Origin of the sequence: Bacillus cereus group sp. MYBK227-1 (genome assembly GCF_051916325.1) — a bacterium.
Classification (GTDB): Bacteria; Bacillota; Bacilli; order Bacillales; family Bacillaceae_G; genus Bacillus_A; species Bacillus_A cereus.
Genome location: NZ_JBQAGK010000003.1, coordinates 705,774 through 723,287 on the forward strand (window position 1 = coordinate 705,774; position 17,514 = coordinate 723,287).

Genomic DNA, 17,514 nt, shown 5'->3' on the forward strand with positions numbered 1-17,514 from the left:
ATCTCTCCTTTAATTTATAAGTTTAGTAAGTGTCCTAATTTGTTTACTTTCGTTTGTAAATACGATTTATTCTCTTCTTTTGCTGGCATTTGCAACGGTACACGCTCGACTACTTCTAAATCGTAACCTTGTAAGCCAGCAATTTTTCTTGGGTTATTCGTTAATAATCGTAAACTCTGTAAACCTAAATCTTTTAATATTTGAGCACCGATACCGTAATCACGAAGATCAGCAGGGAAGCCGAGTTTTTCATTTGCTTCTACAGTATCGAATCCTTCTTCTTGTAATTTATAAGCACGAAGCTTATTAAGAAGCCCAATGCCTCTTCCTTCTTGCCTCATATAAAGAAGAACACCTTTTCCTTCACGCTCAATTTGAGCAAGTGCTGCATGGAGTTGTGGTCCGCAATCGCAGCGATGTGAACCGAATACATCTCCTGTTAAGCATTCAGAATGAACACGTACAAGTACCGGTTCACCTGTTGAAATATCACCTTTTACAAGTGCGATATGTTCTTTCGTATCTAATGAGTTAGAATAGCCAATTGCGTGGAAAGTACCGAAATCTGTAGGTAATGTAATTTCCACTTCTCTCGTCACAAGTGTTTCATGATGGCGGCGGTAAGCAATTAAATCTTCTATTGTAATCATTTTTATATCAAATTGTTTTGCGCATTCTATTAAATCAGGTACACGTGCCATCGTGCCGTCCTCATTTATAATCTCGCAAATAACTCCAGCTGGTTCGGCACCGCATAGCTTTGCTAAATCAACAGCAGCTTCTGTATGACCTGCACGACGCATGACACCGCCTTCTTTCGCAATTAATGGAAAGATATGTCCAGGTCGATTGAAATCAGCACCTTTTGATGCGGGGTTTAACAATTCTTGTATCGTAGTTGCACGTTCGTGAGCGCTAATCCCTGTTGTTGTAGAGACATGGTCAATGCTCACTGTAAACGCAGTATGATGTGAATCTGTATTATGAGATACCATTGGTTCTAATTGTAGACGTTCTGCGTACCCTTCCGTAATCGGTACACAAACGAGACCACGGCCATGTGTAATCATAAAATTAATTGTTTCTGGTGTAATGTACTCTGCTAAAGCAATAAAATCGCCTTCATTTTCTCGGTTTTCATCATCACATACGATAACGACTTTACCTTTTTTTAAATCTTCTAGAGCTTCTTCAATACGATGAAACATTGTGCTTCCCCCTTATAGAAATCCGTTTTCTTGTAAAAAGCTTTCGGTCATTGAACCTACTCGTTTTGTAGGTTTAGTAATAAAGCGTTCAATATATTTACCAATCATGTCACACTCAATGTTTACGATATCTCCGGCATTTTTTGCTCCAATGACAGATTCGCTTACTGTGTGCGGGATGAGTGAAATCGTTATGGAAGATTCGTCTATATCAAATATCGTTAAACTCGTTCCATCAACAGCAATGGACCCTTTCTGCAAACAATAGCGCAGTAGTTCATCAGAAATTGCTATTTTGTAATAGACGGCATTGTAATGTTGTTTTTTATTTAAAATCGTTCCGATTCCATCAATATGTCCTGAAACGAAATGTCCACCGAATCGTCCGTTTGCAGCCATTGCGCGCTCTAAATTTACTTTAGAGTGCGGTTTAAGCATGCGAAGTGATGTCGACTGCATCGTTTCAGGCATTGCATCAACTGTAAATGAAGTAGTTGTAAAGCTTGTTACAGTTAAGCAAATACCGTTAACCGCGATACTATCACCTAAGTGAACATCTGATAAAATTTTTTTTGCATGAATCGTTAATTTCATCGCTTCTCCGCTTTGTTGCATGTTTGCTATCGTTCCTAATTCTTCTACAATTCCTGTAAACATTTCGTCACCTCGTTTCGGGCATTCGCAACGATTTTTATATCATCACCAATTTGTTTCATCTCTTGAATTTTCAAGGAAAGCGCATTTTGTAATTTTGAAAAACCATTTCCTCCAAATAAAGTAGGAGCATCTTTCCCACCAATTAATTTCGGACTTATATAGGTTACAATTTCATTAAAATTGTTTGTTTTTAAGAAACTTGCATGAATCGATTGGCCACCTTCAACGAATAGAGAAAGAATTTGTTTCTCTCCAAGAAAGGAAAGAAGGTCCTCGATTTCTATATGTTTCGTTTCCATTTGGAATATAGCTATATTTTTAGATTCATAAGAAGATATCTTCTCTTCCTTTACATCCTTACCGACAATAATCCATGTCGGTGCTAAACCATCTGTTATAACATGAGAAGATGGTGGCGTTCGTAAATGGGTATCTAAAACAACGCGAATAGGATGTTTCCCACCATTTGGAATTCTTGTTGTTAAATGAGGATTATCAGCTATAACTGTATTCACTCCAACAAGAATTGCATCATGTGTATGGCGATATTGGTGAACATCAGCACGTGCTTCTTCACCTGTAATCCACTTACTTTCACCAGTTACAGTTGCTGTTTTTCCATCTAAGCTCATCGCTGTTTTGATTGTTACAAAAGGGCGCTTCGTTTTCATGTAGTGAAAAAAGTAGCGATTTAATAAAACTGCTTCTGCTTCAAGAACACCGGTCGTTACTTCAATTCTAGCTTCCTCTAATCTTCTTTTTCCGTTACCAGAAACGAGCGGATTACAATCGAGAGTAGCAATTACAACACGCTTAACTCCTTTTTCGATGAGCAATTCACAACAAGGTGGTGTTTTTCCAAAGTGGCTACACGGTTCCAGTGTTACATAAACGGTAGCGTCTTTGGCGTTCTGACCAGCCATTTGAAGGGCATGAACTTCTGCGTGTTCTTCACCAGCTCGTAAATGAGCCCCCATACCAACGATGTTTCCATCTTTTACAACAACAGCACCAACCATAGGATTTGGACTTGTTTGTCCTGATGTCCCTTCTGCTAACTGCAGGGCAATCCTCATATATTCTTGATCTGTCATTTTCTTCACCTCTCCTAAAAAAATCAAAAAACCCCAAGGATTTAATATCCTTGGGGTTTGGGAGACGTGATTTCTAGAAATATAGTTTGAATACGAAAGCATAGGAAAGAAACCTAACGATAATTGATATTTCTGCATAAGGAAAAAACCTAGCAAAATATCGAATTTTTAAACGCTAGTTGTCTCTTTTTATTTCAGTATAAAAAATAAGTATAGAAAATTAAACATATATAAAGAATCAAAATGAATCTTTAAAAATATGCATACTGAAATAAAAGTGTATTCACTATATAAAAAACTAGAAACATATCCTTCTCCCATCCAGACTATACTGTCGGCCCTAGAGTTTCACTAGATCCACCGTTTTCGAGTTGAAAACGGGTCACGGACTTAGAAGTTTTCACTTCATCACCGCCGGTTGGGAATTTCACCCGACCCCGAAGGATGCTGTTTGCTCAAATTATAGCACAAAAAAAATAAAAGGCTAGTAAAAAATATTCGAATGTGAAGAATTGTGTGAAAATATATGCAGGCTGGAATGGAAATAAAAGTATTAGAAATGTTGTAAGGAGAAGGGATATAACGGAGTTGCTAAAAAGAAAAAACATGCACAAAAAAATGTGCATGTCACATGTAAAATTATTCTGCCTCTGGTGCTCTAACAACAGACTCGAATTTACCTTTATGCGAAGCGTCGCAATAAGGCATATTTTTTGATAAACCACAACGGCATAAAGAAAATGCCGGTTTTGCTGGGAATACATTCCCTTGTGAGTCGACTAATTCCACGTCCCCTGTAACGCGAAAAGAGCCATTATCATTTACTTTAATTTGTACTTTTGCCAACGTTATCCCTCCTTCCCAAACGCTTAATTTCATCATATAATCAAGGGAAGTGCTTGACAATATAAAAAGAGCACTTTGTTTGAGAAAGAAGAGAGTGTTATAATAGTTTTCATAACTGACTAGAGTAAGGTGACGAGAGATGGATAAACAATTACATACATTACGAAACATTGCAAATGAGCGCACGTGGGCATCATTTTTGAATGATAATCATCCATATAGTTTGTTACATTGGTCCATTGCAGGTGTAGGGCAAGAGGCAAAGGATGTTTGGTTACTTCAAGATGAAGTAACATTTCAAACGACAGAATTCCCAACGTTAGATGATGCAATGCAATGGATTTCTGAAAATATGGAACAAGTTACAGACGTTTTAGCGCAATAAAAAACAGGCTTATGCAAGCCTGTTTTTTGTTTCTTTCACATATGTGTTTAAAAATTGATCGACGGCTGCTTCGTACTCTTCTTTATTTTCGTTATAAGAGCAAGCGTGTGCACCGTGTTCTGCAATATAAAGCTGCTTATTATTTTCTTTCGCTTCATATAACGCTTTTGTCATATCAGCTAAAATATAGTCGTCATCTTTACTATGAATAAAGAGAACGGGATTGTTAATGTTTTTTATACAGTCGATTGGTGAAACTTCACGAATTGTATAACCGTCACGAACTTTCAAAAATGCGTTTGCTAAAGGTAATAAAGGCCATTTTGGTAAATGGAATTCAACCTTTAAACGGTGCTGTAATTGTCCGTGAAAATCAGAGAAAGGACAATCTGCAATATAGAAATCAGCACCATCTTCTACAAGTCCTGCGTATTGAAGAAGTGTTGCAGCTCCCATAGATTCACCATGAATACCAAGTGTAATATTGGTGCCAAAACGGTTTTTTAGCCAGTCAACTACGGATTTTAAATCATGTTTTTCATAGTATCCATAGCTTGTTGTTTTTCCGCCAGTTTTACCATGACGACGATGATCGTAAATGAGGACGTTATATCCCCTTTTTAAGAATAAGTTTGCATATTTTACAGAGTTTATTTTATTTACAGTTACACCGTGGCAAAAAACCATAAACTTATTGGTGGAATGACCAGCAGGAATGTAATATCCGTGAAGGTCGTATCCGAATTGTGAAGGGATATGAATTTCTTCTTTATGAAGAGCATCAAAATCCTCTATACGAAAATGTTTTTTCGTTTCTCTTTCGAGTACTTCTTCCTCTGTTTTTTTCTTTAAGTACATCACTTTATTTGTAAAGAAAATCCCAAGGGCAGTTATTGCACCTAGTATAGTAAACAATGCTGCAAAAAAACGTTTCATACTTTACCTCATCCTCCAAATACCGTTACATGTGATACACTTATATTGTATCACAATGATATAAAAGGGGAGAAATAGGAAATGCTGCATATACAAAAAATTACGCCAGCGATGAAAGAAACAATCCGAATGTTCATGTGTGAGAACTGGGGAAGTTCATTGATGGTTTCACGTGGTAAGGGACATCAGTTAGAAGAGTTGCCAGGATTTGTTGCGCTCTCAGATGACAGAATAATCGGAATTATAACGTATGAAGTGACCGGAAATATATGCGAAATTGTATCGCTAGATAGCTTTGAAGAAAGAAAAGGAATAGGGACGAAACTTGTGGATTGTGTATTACAAGTTGCAGAAGAAGAACGGTGCAGACAGGTTTGGCTTATTACAACAAATGATAATATGAATGCGTTACGATTTTACCAAAAACGTAATTTTGTAATGACTAATTTATATGTGAATGCGGTAGAGGAGGCACGAAAAATAAAGAAAGAAATTCCACGTATGGGATATGATAATATCCCAATTTTACATGAAATTAAGTTGGAGTATCGTTTAGTGAAATGATGTAACAATTTTCAGAAATGTGAGTTATTAATCTTGACGGATAGTGTAATTTAGGTTACCGTAAAATTGTAATCTATTACCATATTAAGGGGTGACGATGTGGCAACTATACGTGATGTTGCAAAATTGGCAGGTGTTTCAGTCGCAACCGTTTCACGAGTTATTAATGAAAAAGGATACGTTCATGAGGACACAGTAAAACAAGTAAAGGAAGCAATTGAAGAATTACGTTATAGGCCAAACAGTGCAGCGAAGCCACTATTTAAAGAGAGTTCAACGATAATTGCATTACTTGTAGATAATTTATGTAACCAATCAAACATCACTTTGCTACATTGTATTGAGGAAATAGCATATAAAGAAGGCTATCAAATCATTATTTGTAATATAGAGAATAAAGATAGATACATACATATGCTGAAGCAAAATAACATTGCAGGTGTTATTTTGACGAGAGCAGTTTTTAAAAGTGTAGGAGAAATTCCATTTCCGTTTGTTGTGATCGATGAGCAACAATCACATGTAAATTATTATGAAAGTGGACAGAGAGCTGTTTCTTTATTAAAAGAGAAAGGGTGTCACTTTCTTGCATATTTCGGTGAGAGAGAAGGAAGTGAAGAAATGGAAGATCATATAGCAGGGTTTTTAGACGCTGTTTGGGATGAAGGAATCTCTTATCGAGAAGAATGTGTACAAGGGTATACAAATAAACAATTTATTACATTATTGCAAAACAATCCGTATATAGATGGAATTGTAGCCTCAAGTGATCAGATTGCTATTGAGTTAATTCGGTCAGCGAGATTTCTAAATATACATATACCAGATAAATTAAAAATTGTTGGACCGAATGGGAGTATAGAGTGTGAATGGATAGGTTCATCACTACCGACAATTGAAAGCTATGTCAAAGATAACGGAAAAGTAGCTTTTCAACAATTAAAAGGAAAAATAAAAAAGTAAAAGGTGCGTTTTATACGCACCTTTTTATAATGTAATTGCGGCAATAAAGCCAAATATAAGTAACGGTATATTGTAATGTAGAAAAGTGGGTACACATGTATCCCATATATGATGGTGCTGACCATCAGCATTTAAACCGGATGTTGGTCCAAGGGTACTATCCGATGCTGGAGATCCTGCGTCACCTAGTGCTCCGGCTGTACCGATAATTGCAATTGTGGCCATTGGACTAAATCCAAGCTGAATGCAAAGAGGTACAAAAATGGTTGTTAAGATAGGGATGGTTGAAAAGGATGAACCAATTCCCATCGTAACGAGAAGTCCAATAACGAGCATAAGAAATGCAGCGAGTGGTTTGTTATTTCCGATTATATGTGCACTCGTTTGCACTAGAGATTCAACATGTCCTGTTTTTCGAAGAACAGCGCCGAATCCAGCGGCAGCAATCATAACAAAGCCAATAAAGGACATCATACGCATTCCGCTTGTTAATATCGCATCTGCTTCTTTAAGTGGTAGACTGCCACTAACTGATAAGACGATAATACCTGCTAAAGCACCGAAAATCATTGATTCTGTTGTTAATTGAACAGTTAATGTAGCAATGATAGATAATAACCCGAAAGTAATGCTACGTTTTGTATAGGGAACGATTTCATTTTCGGTAGTATGAATTTGTTCTGTTTCATACGTACGAGGTTTTCGGTACGTAATGAATACCGCTACACATAATCCAATAATCATACCGATTGCTGGAATAGTCATTGCTTTTGGAATAAGTGTGACATCAAATGTAAGGCCGCTTTGCGCAGCGTTGGTTTGCAATACGTCATGATAAATTTTTCCGAACCCTGCAGGGATCCACATATAAGGAGTAATCAATCCAAATGTAATAATACATGTGACAAGTCTGCGATCCACTTTCAGCTCATTTAATACTTTTAAAAGTGCTGGAATTAAGATGGGGATGAAAGCAATGTGAACAGGAATCACATTTTGTGAGAAACAAGCCATCGTTAAAATAATGAATAAAATAAGTATTTTAGAATAAACTTGTTTTTTCGTGTCTTGTTCATTGCCAATCCATTTTAATGCAGTTTGAATCATAGCATCTGGAAGTCCTGTTTTGGAAAGGGAAATAGCGAAACCACCAAGCATTGCATAACTTAAAGCGATTGGAGCACTGTTTCCAAGACCAGTTGTAAAAGTGTTAATCGTTTCTGAAATACCGAGTCCGCCGATAAGTCCGCCTGTTAAAGCTCCAACAATGATGGCGACAATGACCTGGACACGTAACAAACTAAGCAATAGCATAATTGCTACTGCGACGAGTACAGCGTTCATAATAAATGTAATCTCCCTAAATTTTTATTCTGTTAAGACAAGTAAATATGAAACATTTTGCTATGTTTATACATACTTGCGACATATTATTATAAAATGTTTTCTATGAAATGTAAAAGAGCCTTTTGTTACTAATGCTGAAAAGCTAGCTCTTGTTTAATTGATTGTAAAGAATTAGCGAATAATTCTGGTTCTTCTAAATCAGGAGAATGTGCTGAATTTGGGAACCAAATCATCTTTTTTATAGGCGCTTCAATAATATCGCAATATTCCTGAACGAGTGCATAAGGAGTTTGATAATCATAGCGACCAGAACAAAAATAAACTGGAATAGATAAACTTGAGATAGAAGAAAAGAAATCGATTGTTAGCATTTCTTCCCATAAAATGCCAGATTTTAAATTTCCTGCGAGAAACTTGAACCAATCTAATAGCGTATATTCGGGAGAAAAGAAACCTTTTCGTATGAAAGAAAAGGAAGATCCGTTTTGGATTGCGCCTCCAAATGTGCCAAGCCACTTTCTTTGAATAATGAGACGTCTCGTATCTAAAAATGGTGGTTTGCCTAATTTTAAAAGGGAAGCTAATGCTTTTTTATGATCATGTTTTTTTGCAGAATGAATTAAATGTTGATATAGCAATTCTTCATTTTGTTTCATATGTACAATTTGCCCAATACCGATGTAAGCCTCGATATACTTTGGATATTGATGTGCTATGTTAAGCCCAATAATACTTCCCCAAGAATGACCAGCGAGAAATAGTTTTTGTTTGTTGAACTTTTTAAGTACATATTGAATCACTTCTTTTGCATCGGAAACGAATTGTTCGATTGTGAAATTTGCTCCGAAATCTTTCATTGAAAAGGATTTACCAGCTCCGCGCTGATCCCAATTAATAACAATAAATTGCTTCTCTAATTCTTTTTGAAAATGGCGAATAAATCCGATTTGTGCCATCCCAGGTCCGCCGTGACAGCATAATAAAATAGGTTGCTCTACGTTTTGTCCACGCATAAGGAGAGTTTGTTTTCGATTATTAATCATAACGCTTTCTATCGTAGCGATACTATTAGGAATGAGTTGTTTGTTTTCGTTATAGAACTGAGGGGTGTAGCTACGAAAAAGCATATTGAAAACCTCCTTTTGTGAAATCGTATGAATCGCACAGGCTATTCATTTTGCATATACTGTTAGAAAATCATTGTAACATACCATACTAGTGTCATTTCAACACGGGAGGAGGGAAATTGTGACGATTGGAGAAATTATAGATGGTTTAAATAGACGTGAATCCATCGCTATTATAGCAAAACGTCTTGAAATAAGCCCGTATACATTATCGAAGAAATTAAGATTGATTGGATACGAATATGATGGAGAGCAGAAGAAACGTATTTTTGTAGGAGATGGAGAAGAACCACGTCACTTACAACTCCAAGAAGCGACCGCCCTTCAATATGAGAAAACAGATTATCAATTATTAATTTATGAGCAATTACAAAGCATTTATGAGTTATTAAGAAAAAGAGAAGAAGTAATTGCACCAATTGTGAGTAAAAGTACAGAGAAAAAGAGACGAACTTTTTCTATTAATACAGAAATATTAGCAAGATTGGACCTTATATCAGAATCGAAAGGAATTCAAAAATCTAAACTTGTAGAAGAGGCGTTGCAACAATTTTTACAGCAATATGAAGTTGACAAAACATCACATTTTGATAACTAAAGAAAAGGATACTATGTTCATTAGAAGAACGAGTATCCTTTTTATGATGTATATTACGTATAAAATAGAGGATCAGTACAAATCCTTTATACGTGAAAAATGAAATTTATTATTAGAGAAACACTTAATTTACTTTTTGAATTCTTCCATCAATAACTGGCTGAATTGGTTCTTTTAATTGTTTTACGTAATTGACTAACGCTTCAAAGTCGTTTGGCCCAGTTTCTGCATTTTTACCATTTTTAAATGATACGAATCCATCACCGCCAGAAGCTAAGAAGGCATTTGCAACTACGCTATACGTTGTAGATGGAGATAATTCTTCTCCGTTTGTTAAACGTATATTTGTAACTTTTTCACCGTTTGGTTTATTTGCATCCCACGTATATTGAATACCTGAAATTTGAAGCATTCTTGTTGTTCCTTTTTGCCATTGCTGATTTAAAATATCGCGAATGTCTTGACCTGTTAAATCTACTTTAATCAATTGATTTCCAAAAGGTTGAATGCCGTATAACTCACCCCACGTAATATCACCAGCATCTAAGTCATTACGAATGCCACCAGGATTCATGAGGGAGATTTGAGTTTGCATCGTTTGACGCTGAGCATCGGCAACTAAATTTCCAAGAGTGGACTCACCAGCATCATTTTGTTTACGGTCGATAGGTGCTGTAGATTTTCCGACCACTTCATTTACAAGTGGTGCGATTTTTTCTTTATATTGATCTAGTTTTTTCTTTACTTGTTTATCAGGTTCTACACCTTCATGATACGTTGTAACAACTTCAGCTTTTTTCTTTACAATATCCTTTGTTTTACGATCAATTGTTACATCGACGTCTGAGAAAGCCATTCCGTATGAATTTGCTTGGACAATTAGTTTATTGTTTACTGTACCATTTACATACGTATGACTATGTCCACCGAAAATAACATCAACTTCTGGGTCTGTTTCATTTGCAATTCGAGTAAGATCGCCATTTGTTACCCCAGACTCATCGGTTGTTCCACCGACATGAGCAAGAACGACGATAGATTTAACGCCGAGGCGTTTTAATTGTTGTGTTGATTTATTAATTGCTTCTACTTCATCAGTAATTTGTACATTGTTAAGCATCGTAGGCATAACGACATTTGGTGTATCAGTTGTAACAACCCCAATGAATCCTACAGGAACACCATCTACAATTTTTACAGTAAATGGTGGTAAAAATAAGCGGCCAGTTGATTTGTTATAGAAATTAGCAGCTACATAGGGGAAGTTAGCCCCTTTGAAATTTCCTGTTTTTTCATGATATCCACCGTAAATGAGGCGTTTCATTTCATCAATGCCTTCATCAAATTCATGGTTCCCGATTGTACCGACATCAAATTTTAAGTCATTTAAAAATTCAATCGTCGGTTCATCTTGTAATAATGCTGAAACTGGTGGACTAGCTCCGACGATATCACCAGCATGTACGAGAAGTGTATTAGGGTTTTGTTTTTTATGTTCTTTTAAATAAGTAGCTAAGTAATCAGCGCCACCAGCTTCTTTATTATTGATTTTTTTAACAGTATCTAGTTGTCCATGGAGATCATTAATACCAAGCATTTGTACGTCTATGTAGCGGTTTTGTTCAGCTGGATTCTGAGATGGGGGAGCGGCAAATACGCTTGAAAAAGTAATGGTGCTTAAAACAGCAACGGCAGGAATAATTTTTTTCCACATAATATAATTCTCCTTTTTATAATCTGACATCATACGACATAATTTTAATAGATTCATAGGATTATAGCTACATAAAAATTTAGTCTTTTCGAAAAATTAACATATTTACAAAAAGTGAATAATAGAGTAAAGACCCTTTTTTATTGTCGATTTCATTGTGTATCTACTATAATGGAGAAAAAAGTAAAAGGTGAGTAGCATGAAGAAAAAGAAACAAAGACAAATGCAAAGACAATCACAAGTGAATCAACCAAAGAAAGAAACACTTACATTAGGCGATCAATTAAATGATTCACTCATGCAACAATTAAAGAGTAAGAAGAAAGAGTTGCAAGTGAGGGAAGAGGAAAAAGAGGCAGCTGAACTGGAAAGAAAGCGCCAAGAACAAAAAGAACGTGAAAAGAATAAATCATTTGAAGAACTGCTAAGTGAAAGTAACCTTACTTGGAAAGACTTTAAATAATAAAAAAATGATCAGTGAAATACCACTGATCATTTTTTGACGAGCTTGTAAGAAAAGGGGAGTTAGAATGAGAAAAATTGTCGTTGTTCCACATGAAAACCATTGGAGTGAAAAATTTCAAATGGAGGCTAAAAGATTAAAATCAGCGATGCCAGAAACGGTAAAAATTTATCATATTGGAAGTACGTCAGTTCCCGGACTGGCAGCTAAACCTATTATTGATATGATCATGGAAGTAGAAAATATCGAAAGAGTAGATGGGTGGAATGAACGATTTATAGAGCTTGGTTACATCGTAAAAGGGGAAAATGGTATTTCAAGACGCCGATATTTTATTCATGGAACTGAAGAAAAACGCTCGTATCATTTACACGTGTTTGAAAAAGGAAATCCAGAGATAGTAAGGCATTTAGCATTTCGTGATTATATGATGGCTCATTGTGAAGAAGCAGAGGCATATGCAACCTTAAAGAAAGAATTAGCCGAAAAGTATACATATGATGGCGCGTTATATACGGAAGGAAAAAATGAGTTTGTGCGCAATGTGGATGAAAAAGCGAAAGAATGGAGAAAAAATAACGTGAATGAATGAGTTCACGCTATTTTTTAGCTATATAAAAGTGTTATGTAAACTGTACGTATGTTTTGACTTTTGGGATGAATCTTGTTGAAATAAAATTGTGGCTTATAAAAAATGTAACAATGAAAGGGAGACGACTGTGCATATTCCAACAACTACACTTCATAATGGCGTGAAAATGCCGATGATTGGTCTAGGCGTATATAAAGCGAAAGAAGGAGACGAAGTAAAGCAAGCAGTAAAAACAGCGTTAGAAGTTGGATACCGTTCGATTGATACAGCAACTGTATATGAAAATGAAAGCGGTGTCGGAGAGGCGGTACGTGAATCAGGAATTCCAAGAGAAGATATATTTATTACAACAAAAGTATGGAACGACGATCAAGGATATGAGGAGACACTCGAGGCGTTTGAAAAGAGTTTGAAAAAATTACAAATGGACTATGTAGATTTATATTTAATACATTGGCCGGTAAGAGGGAAGTATGTTGATACGTACCGAGCTTTAGAGAAATTGTATGAAGAAGGTAAAGTGCGTGCGATTGGTGTTTCTAATTTTCATAAACATCATTTAGAACTATTATTACCAAATTGCAAAGTGAAGCCGATGGTAAACCAAGTGGAACTTCATCCGATGTTGACGCAATTTGAGTTGCGAAATTATTGTCAAGATGAGCAAATTCAAATGGAAGCATGGAGTCCGTTAATGAGGGGCGGAGAAGTATTCCAGCATCCAATCATTCAGGCTATTGCTAACAAATATGAAAAAACACCTGCACAAGTTATATTAAGGTGGGATATTCAAAGCGGGATTGTTACAATTCCTAAATCTGTTACACCATCTCGTATTAAAGAAAACTTTACTATTTCTGATTTTGCACTAACTGAAGAAGAGATACGTCAAATTAACACGTTGAATCGTGATTTACATGTAGGAACGAATCCTGATAAATATGATACGTTATAAAAAAGACTGTCTCCTAATACTGGAGACAGTCTTCTGTTTTATCGGTAATTCGATATTTTTAACGATGCAAAGCATATGTGTCATATTTAACAATCTTTTGAAGTTGTATATATTCTTCTTTCATTAAAGGTAACTGTTGACTAGCTCGTATATTTTCCTGTAATTGTTGAAGAGAGCTTGCACCAGGTATAACAGCTGCAACGGTCTTATTATGTAAGCAATATTGAATAGCTGTTCCTGTTAAAGAGCGTTCTCCAATCATTTCTTTTACACTTGCTAGAGTTGCATGTAATTCATCGTAAGAATAAGAGAGATAATCCTTTTCCTTTACTCTTTCTATCTTTCTTGCATTATTGTCAGTTAAAATTCCTTTTGCAAGTGGCCCGCGGGCAATGACGCTAATTTGGTGTTCATTTAGAAGGGGGAACCATTCTTCTGGACGACGATTTAAAAGGTTATATTCCATTAGTACACTAACGATGTTTGAGCGTTTTGCATATTCACGAACGACATTTGGGCGTATAGAAGAAATACCGTAATGGCGAATAATACCTTCCTTTTTCAATTCTTCAAAAGCTTCAATTGTTTCATCTATTGGATCTTCAATTGTTCCGCCATGAAGTTGGTAAAGGTCAATATAATCAGTTTGAAGTCTACGTAAACTTTCCTTTACTTCAGTCTTTATGTAAGCTTTAGAAGGATCCCAAGACCAGCCATTTTTTTCTTCTGTCCAACGATTTCCAACCTTCGTTGTAAGTACAATTTGGTCTCTTCTTCCCTTCAAGGCTTTTCCAACAAATTCTTCATTTAATCCGTAATCATATAAATCTGCTGTATCAAAAAAATTAATTCCTAAATCGATCGCTTCATCGATAATATGCATAGCTTCTGTTTCAGATGTACCGAGAGACATACAGCCAAGGCCCATTTCTGTAACAAACAAATCTGAGTTTCCTAATTGACGTTTTTTCATAGGTCAACCTCCTTACCTTTATTGTACGAGAGGGAAAAGAGGTTGACAAACGTTTACTTTCCGCTTCGCATTAACTGCCCGTAAAAGCATGATTAATGTTTCACTTTATTTGCTATAATCCACTCTTGTACAGTTGTATACTCTTTGCTATATTGCTTTAGCTTATGGCGAATTTGCCATGCTTTTCCGACTAAAGTGACGCGATTTGGTAAAATATAAACTTTCATTTCTATCACGCTCCTTTCAATGTGGTAAAATGTATGAGGAAAGAATAGGAAATAGAACAGGGAGATGAAGTAGTATGAGTAATCTTGCAGAAAGAACAGTAAAAACTGAGCCAATTTTTGATGGTAGAGTTATAAAAGTTCGTGTTGATGATGTAGTATTACCAAATGGAGCAATGAGTAAACGTGAAATTGTAAATCACCCTGGTGCAGTTGCTATTATTGCTATTACTGATGAGGGGAAAATTGTGCTTGTTGAGCAGTATCGTAAAGCACTTGAAAAGGCGATTATAGAAATTCCGGCTGGCAAGTTAGAACCTGGTGAAAAACCTGAGGTAACAGCAGTTCGTGAATTAGAAGAGGAAACAGGATATGTATGTGAAAATATGGAGCTCATTACTTCTTTCTATACATCTCCAGGATTCGCAGATGAAATTTTATATGTATATAAAGCGACAGGTTTGACAAGAAAAGAAAATAAAGCTGAGTTAGATGAAGATGAGTTTGTGGAATTAATGGAAGTATCGTTAGAAGAAGCGATTACTCTTATGAAAGATCTTCGTATTCATGATGCGAAGACGATGTTTGCAGTACAATATTTACAACTACAAAAATAAACACTCGCCAAAGGCGAGTGTTTTTTAATTGATTTTTGCATATACACGTGCATCACGTAAGCTACCATCTGGTGCTAGGAAGTCATTTTCCATTGTCCCTTCTAGAATGAATTCTAGACGTTCTGCTAAGCTACATGCATTTATATTTGTTGCATCAGTACGAATTTCAATTCTTCTAGCGCCTAGTTTATCAAAGGCGAACTGAATTGCACCTTTAACAGCTTCGGTCATATAGCCTTGTTTTGTATAGGCACTATGTAGCCAGAAGTGAAGTGAAAACTTTGGAATATCCCAGTTTTCAGGCTTTAGTGTAATTGCTCCGATGAATGTACCAGATACTTTATCGTATAAGTGAAAATCAAGTGTTTCACGAAGTAAAAACTGTCCGTGAGCTTCGCGAACAATTTCTTCAGCACTCTCTTCTGTTTCAGCGTTAATTGGTATCCACGGTACTAAGTCTTCTAGAGAAGCTTGGATTGCTTCATATACTTCTGCACCATCACCTGGAAATGGTTTACGAACTTGCAAGCGTTCAGTTTGAAATAATGTTGGAAAATCTAATAATAATGGTTTCAAGAGAAATCCCTCCTATTCTCTACTTTTTAGTTTAGCAAAGTAGAGCGGAATTTCAATGTTAATTCGTCATACTTTTTTCTTTCTTTCATACATTTTTAATAAGAGTGTGAACGGAGGGAAGAAAAATGTGGCGAAAAAATTGGCAAGACCGTGTAATGTCTCACATACAGGAAAACTCTTCATTATATATATTTAACGCTGTTTTATTATTGATGGGAGTAATATTCGGAGCCATTCTCGTGAATAGTTTACAAATCAATCAAAAACAAGATTTATCATTTTATTTACAACGTTTTTTTGGACAAGTCTCTAAAGGAGAATTTGCCATTGCGGGCGAAATGTTTCGAGAAAGTTACTTTTCGCAATTAAAATACATCGGATTTATTTGGATTTTAGGAATTTCAATTATTGGATTACCACTTATTTTTATTTTATTATTTGTAAAAGGAGTTGTCGTTGGATTTACAGTTGGTTTTTTAGTAAGTCAGCATGGATGGAATGGACTATTATTAGCATTTGTATCTGTTTTGCCACAAAATTTAATTATCATTCCAGTCTTTCTCGTTATGACAACCATTGCTGCAAGTTTTTCTTTACGGATGATTAGGCATCAATTTATTAGAAAAATAACCGAGCCACTATTACCATTATTAATCCGTTATACATGCTTCTTTCTCGTAATTGGAGTGGTGTTAGCACTTGCTTCTAGTGTGGAGGCTTACGCATCACCAGTTTTAATGAAAGAAGTCGTTGAGGCTATTAATAAAAAATAAATACTTTTTGAGAATAATTATCAATTTGTTTTTATTGTTTTTTCTTTTGACAGAAGCCCTTCTTCTGATATAATGGTGTAAGAGTGGCGAGGAGGGAGTAGTACCGAATGGAAGAAAGAATTGAACGAATTAAGAAGCAATTACATGCAGCGAGCTACAAATTAACACCGCAACGTGAAGCAACAGTTCGTGTGCTGCTAGAAAATGAAGAAGATCATTTAAGCGCAGAAGATGTTTACCTCCTTGTAAAAGAAAAGTCGCCAGAGATCGGATTAGCAACCGTCTATCGAACTTTAGAACTATTATCTGAGTTAAAAGTTGTCGATAAGATTAACTTCGGAGACGGTGTTTCACGCTATGACTTACGCCAAGAAGGTGCGCAGCGTTTCCACCATCATTTGATTTGTACACAATGTGGTGCTGTACAAGAAATACAAGAAGATTTACTTGGTGAAGTGGAAAGGAAAGTAGAACGAGACTGGAGCTTTAAGGTGAAAGATCATCGTTTAACATTCCATGGGATTTGTAAAAATTGTCAAGAAAATGAAACGGATGAAAAATAACCTTTTCCTATTTATCTAGGAAGAGGTTTTTTATTTGAATAAGGTATAAATTGGTGAAAGCTTGGCATATGTTGTAATAACTTATATTTTGGAGGAATTTACAATGCGCCGAGCTTTAAAATTAACTTTTGATGGAATAAAAGTATTTTTATTATTTACAAGTTGTACGATTTTGTTTTATTTCGCTATACTATGGATAAATGAAGAATATGAAAGCTATCATCGTTATGAAAAACCTAAAGAAGAGACTGTAGAAAAAGTATCAGGGAATGAAGAACCGGCAAAGGATGCTTTCGTAAATAGAATGATGTTTTTCTATGAAAATGGGGAGTAGTGTAG

22 protein-coding genes and 1 riboswitch are annotated in these 17,514 nt (G+C 35.8%); of the genes, 11 read left to right on the forward strand and 11 right to left on the reverse strand.

All coding sequences use genetic code 11. The features are described 5' to 3' along the window. Positions 1 to 14 precede the first annotated feature (14 nt). From ribBA to ACTFRM_RS17020, 4 genes are all read right to left on the reverse strand, one after another. Positions 15 to 1,208, reverse strand: a complete 1,194-nt coding sequence (ribBA, locus tag ACTFRM_RS17005) for a bifunctional 3,4-dihydroxy-2-butanone 4-phosphate synthase/GTP cyclohydrolase II (protein ID WP_173600451.1) — start codon at positions 1,206 to 1,208, stop codon at positions 15 to 17. Positions 1,209 to 1,220: 12 nt separating this feature from the next. Continuing rightward, positions 1,221 to 1,865 carry a riboflavin synthase subunit alpha gene (ribE, locus tag ACTFRM_RS17010; protein WP_000493908.1) on the reverse strand — a complete coding sequence of 215 codons (645 nt, stop codon included), beginning with the start codon at positions 1,863 to 1,865 and terminating at the stop codon, positions 1,221 to 1,223. Next, on the reverse strand, positions 1,847 to 2,959 hold the full coding sequence (gene ribD / locus ACTFRM_RS17015; RefSeq protein WP_000131986.1) for a bifunctional diaminohydroxyphosphoribosylaminopyrimidine deaminase/5-amino-6-(5-phosphoribosylamino)uracil reductase RibD: 1,113 nt from the start codon (positions 2,957 to 2,959) through the stop codon (positions 1,847 to 1,849). Before ribD ends, ribE begins: the two co-directional genes overlap by 19 nt. Before the next feature lie 305 nt (positions 2,960 to 3,264). Further along, positions 3,265 to 3,408, reverse strand: a riboswitch (FMN riboswitch). A gap of 190 nt (positions 3,409 to 3,598) precedes the next feature. Next, the gene (locus ACTFRM_RS17020; RefSeq protein WP_001151582.1) at positions 3,599 to 3,805 is read right to left on the reverse strand and encodes a CDGSH iron-sulfur domain-containing protein; all 207 of its coding nucleotides are present in this window, start codon (positions 3,803 to 3,805) and stop codon (positions 3,599 to 3,601) included. 139 nt (positions 3,806 to 3,944) lie between these two features. On the opposite strand from ACTFRM_RS17020, the gene ACTFRM_RS17025 reads away from it, so the two are divergent. Next, the gene (locus ACTFRM_RS17025) at positions 3,945 to 4,190 is read left to right on the forward strand and encodes a DUF2552 family protein (RefSeq protein ID WP_000360793.1); all 246 of its coding nucleotides are present in this window, start codon (positions 3,945 to 3,947) and stop codon (positions 4,188 to 4,190) included. A 9-nt stretch (positions 4,191 to 4,199) separates the two neighbouring features. On the opposite strand, the gene ACTFRM_RS17030 is transcribed toward ACTFRM_RS17025, so the two are convergent. Further along, positions 4,200 to 5,126: an alpha/beta hydrolase gene (locus tag ACTFRM_RS17030; protein ID WP_000819234.1), complete on the reverse strand. Its 927-nt coding sequence runs from the start codon at positions 5,124 to 5,126 to the stop codon at positions 4,200 to 4,202. Between the two features lie 81 nt (positions 5,127 to 5,207). Here ACTFRM_RS17030 and ACTFRM_RS17035 point away from each other — a divergent pair, with 81 nt between their 5' ends. Both ACTFRM_RS17035 and ACTFRM_RS17040 read left to right on the forward strand, forming a co-directional pair. Next, positions 5,208 to 5,690, forward strand: coding sequence for a GNAT family N-acetyltransferase (locus tag ACTFRM_RS17035; protein ID WP_173600449.1), 483 nt, complete (start codon positions 5,208 to 5,210; stop codon positions 5,688 to 5,690). A 99-nt stretch (positions 5,691 to 5,789) separates the two neighbouring features. After that, positions 5,790 to 6,653 (forward strand): LacI family DNA-binding transcriptional regulator, encoded by an 864-nt coding sequence (locus ACTFRM_RS17040; protein WP_173600448.1) that lies wholly within the window; start codon positions 5,790 to 5,792, stop codon positions 6,651 to 6,653. A gap of 24 nt (positions 6,654 to 6,677) precedes the next feature. On the opposite strand, the gene ACTFRM_RS17045 is transcribed toward ACTFRM_RS17040, so the two are convergent. Together ACTFRM_RS17045 and ACTFRM_RS17050 are read right to left on the reverse strand one after the other, a co-directional pair. Then, positions 6,678 to 7,997, reverse strand: a complete 1,320-nt coding sequence (locus ACTFRM_RS17045) for a Na+/H+ antiporter family protein (RefSeq protein WP_000994816.1) — start codon at positions 7,995 to 7,997, stop codon at positions 6,678 to 6,680. A 131-nt stretch (positions 7,998 to 8,128) separates the two neighbouring features. Beyond that, complete coding sequence (locus ACTFRM_RS17050; RefSeq protein ID WP_000898969.1) at positions 8,129 to 9,127, reverse strand: alpha/beta fold hydrolase; 999 nt, start codon at positions 9,125 to 9,127, stop codon at positions 8,129 to 8,131. Positions 9,128 to 9,248: 121 nt separating this feature from the next. On the opposite strand from ACTFRM_RS17050, the gene ACTFRM_RS17055 reads away from it, so the two are divergent. After that, complete coding sequence (locus ACTFRM_RS17055; protein ID WP_000151931.1) at positions 9,249 to 9,725, forward strand: ribbon-helix-helix domain-containing protein; 477 nt, start codon at positions 9,249 to 9,251, stop codon at positions 9,723 to 9,725. Between the two features lie 124 nt (positions 9,726 to 9,849). Here the strand turns inward: ACTFRM_RS17055 and ACTFRM_RS17060 are convergent, their stop codons facing one another. Beyond that, positions 9,850 to 11,439 carry a bifunctional metallophosphatase/5'-nucleotidase gene (locus ACTFRM_RS17060; RefSeq protein WP_173600447.1) on the reverse strand — a complete coding sequence of 530 codons (1,590 nt, stop codon included), beginning with the start codon at positions 11,437 to 11,439 and terminating at the stop codon, positions 9,850 to 9,852. Between the two features lie 199 nt (positions 11,440 to 11,638). Between ACTFRM_RS17060 and ACTFRM_RS17065 the strand changes: the two genes are divergently transcribed. From ACTFRM_RS17065 to ACTFRM_RS17075, 3 genes are all read left to right on the forward strand, one after another. Beyond that, the gene (locus tag ACTFRM_RS17065; protein ID WP_000727561.1) at positions 11,639 to 11,902 is read left to right on the forward strand and encodes a YqkE family protein; all 264 of its coding nucleotides are present in this window, start codon (positions 11,639 to 11,641) and stop codon (positions 11,900 to 11,902) included. Between the two features lie 67 nt (positions 11,903 to 11,969). Next, positions 11,970 to 12,494: a GrpB family protein gene (locus ACTFRM_RS17070; RefSeq protein ID WP_001227190.1), complete on the forward strand. Its 525-nt coding sequence runs from the start codon at positions 11,970 to 11,972 to the stop codon at positions 12,492 to 12,494. A 127-nt stretch (positions 12,495 to 12,621) separates the two neighbouring features. Continuing rightward, on the forward strand, positions 12,622 to 13,449 hold the full coding sequence (locus ACTFRM_RS17075) for an aldo/keto reductase (protein WP_000548005.1): 828 nt from the start codon (positions 12,622 to 12,624) through the stop codon (positions 13,447 to 13,449). A 58-nt stretch (positions 13,450 to 13,507) separates the two neighbouring features. Here ACTFRM_RS17075 and ACTFRM_RS17080 read toward each other — a convergent pair whose 3' ends face one another. Both ACTFRM_RS17080 and mciZ read right to left on the reverse strand, forming a co-directional pair. Then, positions 13,508 to 14,422 (reverse strand): aldo/keto reductase, encoded by a 915-nt coding sequence (locus ACTFRM_RS17080; protein WP_173600446.1) that lies wholly within the window; start codon positions 14,420 to 14,422, stop codon positions 13,508 to 13,510. A gap of 92 nt (positions 14,423 to 14,514) precedes the next feature. Continuing rightward, entirely contained in the window at positions 14,515 to 14,649 is a 135-nt protein-coding gene (gene mciZ / locus ACTFRM_RS17085) for a Z-ring formation inhibitor MciZ (RefSeq protein ID WP_139846712.1), read from the reverse strand. A 74-nt stretch (positions 14,650 to 14,723) separates the two neighbouring features. Here mciZ and ACTFRM_RS17090 point away from each other — a divergent pair, with 74 nt between their 5' ends. Beyond that, positions 14,724 to 15,263: an NUDIX hydrolase gene (locus tag ACTFRM_RS17090; protein ID WP_000067042.1), complete on the forward strand. Its 540-nt coding sequence runs from the start codon at positions 14,724 to 14,726 to the stop codon at positions 15,261 to 15,263. Between the two features lie 24 nt (positions 15,264 to 15,287). Here ACTFRM_RS17090 and ACTFRM_RS17095 read toward each other — a convergent pair whose 3' ends face one another. Further along, positions 15,288 to 15,839, reverse strand: coding sequence for a GNAT family N-acetyltransferase (locus ACTFRM_RS17095; protein ID WP_000803479.1), 552 nt, complete (start codon positions 15,837 to 15,839; stop codon positions 15,288 to 15,290). Between the two features lie 155 nt (positions 15,840 to 15,994). On the opposite strand from ACTFRM_RS17095, the gene spoIIM reads away from it, so the two are divergent. From spoIIM to ACTFRM_RS17110, 3 genes are all read left to right on the forward strand, one after another. Continuing rightward, positions 15,995 to 16,612, forward strand: a complete 618-nt coding sequence (gene spoIIM / locus ACTFRM_RS17100; protein ID WP_013142149.1) for a stage II sporulation protein M — start codon at positions 15,995 to 15,997, stop codon at positions 16,610 to 16,612. A 107-nt stretch (positions 16,613 to 16,719) separates the two neighbouring features. Continuing rightward, the gene (gene fur / locus ACTFRM_RS17105) at positions 16,720 to 17,175 is read left to right on the forward strand and encodes a ferric iron uptake transcriptional regulator (protein ID WP_000392657.1); all 456 of its coding nucleotides are present in this window, start codon (positions 16,720 to 16,722) and stop codon (positions 17,173 to 17,175) included. Positions 17,176 to 17,278: 103 nt separating this feature from the next. Continuing rightward, complete coding sequence (locus ACTFRM_RS17110) at positions 17,279 to 17,509, forward strand: YqzK family protein (RefSeq protein ID WP_001250432.1); 231 nt, start codon at positions 17,279 to 17,281, stop codon at positions 17,507 to 17,509. Positions 17,510 to 17,514: the final 5 nt, after the last annotated feature.

Coding starts and splice junctions, on each gene's coding strand:
- ACTFRM_RS17035 (WP_173600449.1), top strand. CDS start 5,208: ATGCTGCATATACAAAAAATTACGCCAGCGATGAAAGAAACAATCCGA.
- ACTFRM_RS17050 (WP_000898969.1), bottom strand. CDS start 9,127: ATGCTTTTTCGTAGCTACACCCCTCAGTTCTATAACGAAAACAAACAA.
- ribD (WP_000131986.1), bottom strand. CDS start 2,959: ATGACAGATCAAGAATATATGAGGATTGCCCTGCAGTTAGCAGAAGGG.
- ACTFRM_RS17045 (WP_000994816.1), bottom strand. CDS start 7,997: ATGAACGCTGTACTCGTCGCAGTAGCAATTATGCTATTGCTTAGTTTG.
- ACTFRM_RS17090 (WP_000067042.1), top strand. CDS start 14,724: ATGAGTAATCTTGCAGAAAGAACAGTAAAAACTGAGCCAATTTTTGAT.
- ACTFRM_RS17065 (WP_000727561.1), top strand. CDS start 11,639: ATGAAGAAAAAGAAACAAAGACAAATGCAAAGACAATCACAAGTGAAT.
- mciZ (WP_139846712.1), bottom strand. CDS start 14,649: ATGAAAGTTTATATTTTACCAAATCGCGTCACTTTAGTCGGAAAAGCA.
- ACTFRM_RS17080 (WP_173600446.1), bottom strand. CDS start 14,422: ATGAAAAAACGTCAATTAGGAAACTCAGATTTGTTTGTTACAGAAATG.
- ACTFRM_RS17025 (WP_000360793.1), top strand. CDS start 3,945: ATGGATAAACAATTACATACATTACGAAACATTGCAAATGAGCGCACG.
- ribBA (WP_173600451.1), bottom strand. CDS start 1,208: ATGTTTCATCGTATTGAAGAAGCTCTAGAAGATTTAAAAAAAGGTAAA.
- ACTFRM_RS17060 (WP_173600447.1), bottom strand. CDS start 11,439: ATGTGGAAAAAAATTATTCCTGCCGTTGCTGTTTTAAGCACCATTACT.
- ACTFRM_RS17030 (WP_000819234.1), bottom strand. CDS start 5,126: ATGAAACGTTTTTTTGCAGCATTGTTTACTATACTAGGTGCAATAACT.
- ACTFRM_RS17070 (WP_001227190.1), top strand. CDS start 11,970: ATGAGAAAAATTGTCGTTGTTCCACATGAAAACCATTGGAGTGAAAAA.
- spoIIM (WP_013142149.1), top strand. CDS start 15,995: ATGTCTCACATACAGGAAAACTCTTCATTATATATATTTAACGCTGTT.
- ribE (WP_000493908.1), bottom strand. CDS start 1,865: ATGTTTACAGGAATTGTAGAAGAATTAGGAACGATAGCAAACATGCAA.
- ACTFRM_RS17110 (WP_001250432.1), top strand. CDS start 17,279: ATGCGCCGAGCTTTAAAATTAACTTTTGATGGAATAAAAGTATTTTTA.
- fur (WP_000392657.1), top strand. CDS start 16,720: ATGGAAGAAAGAATTGAACGAATTAAGAAGCAATTACATGCAGCGAGC.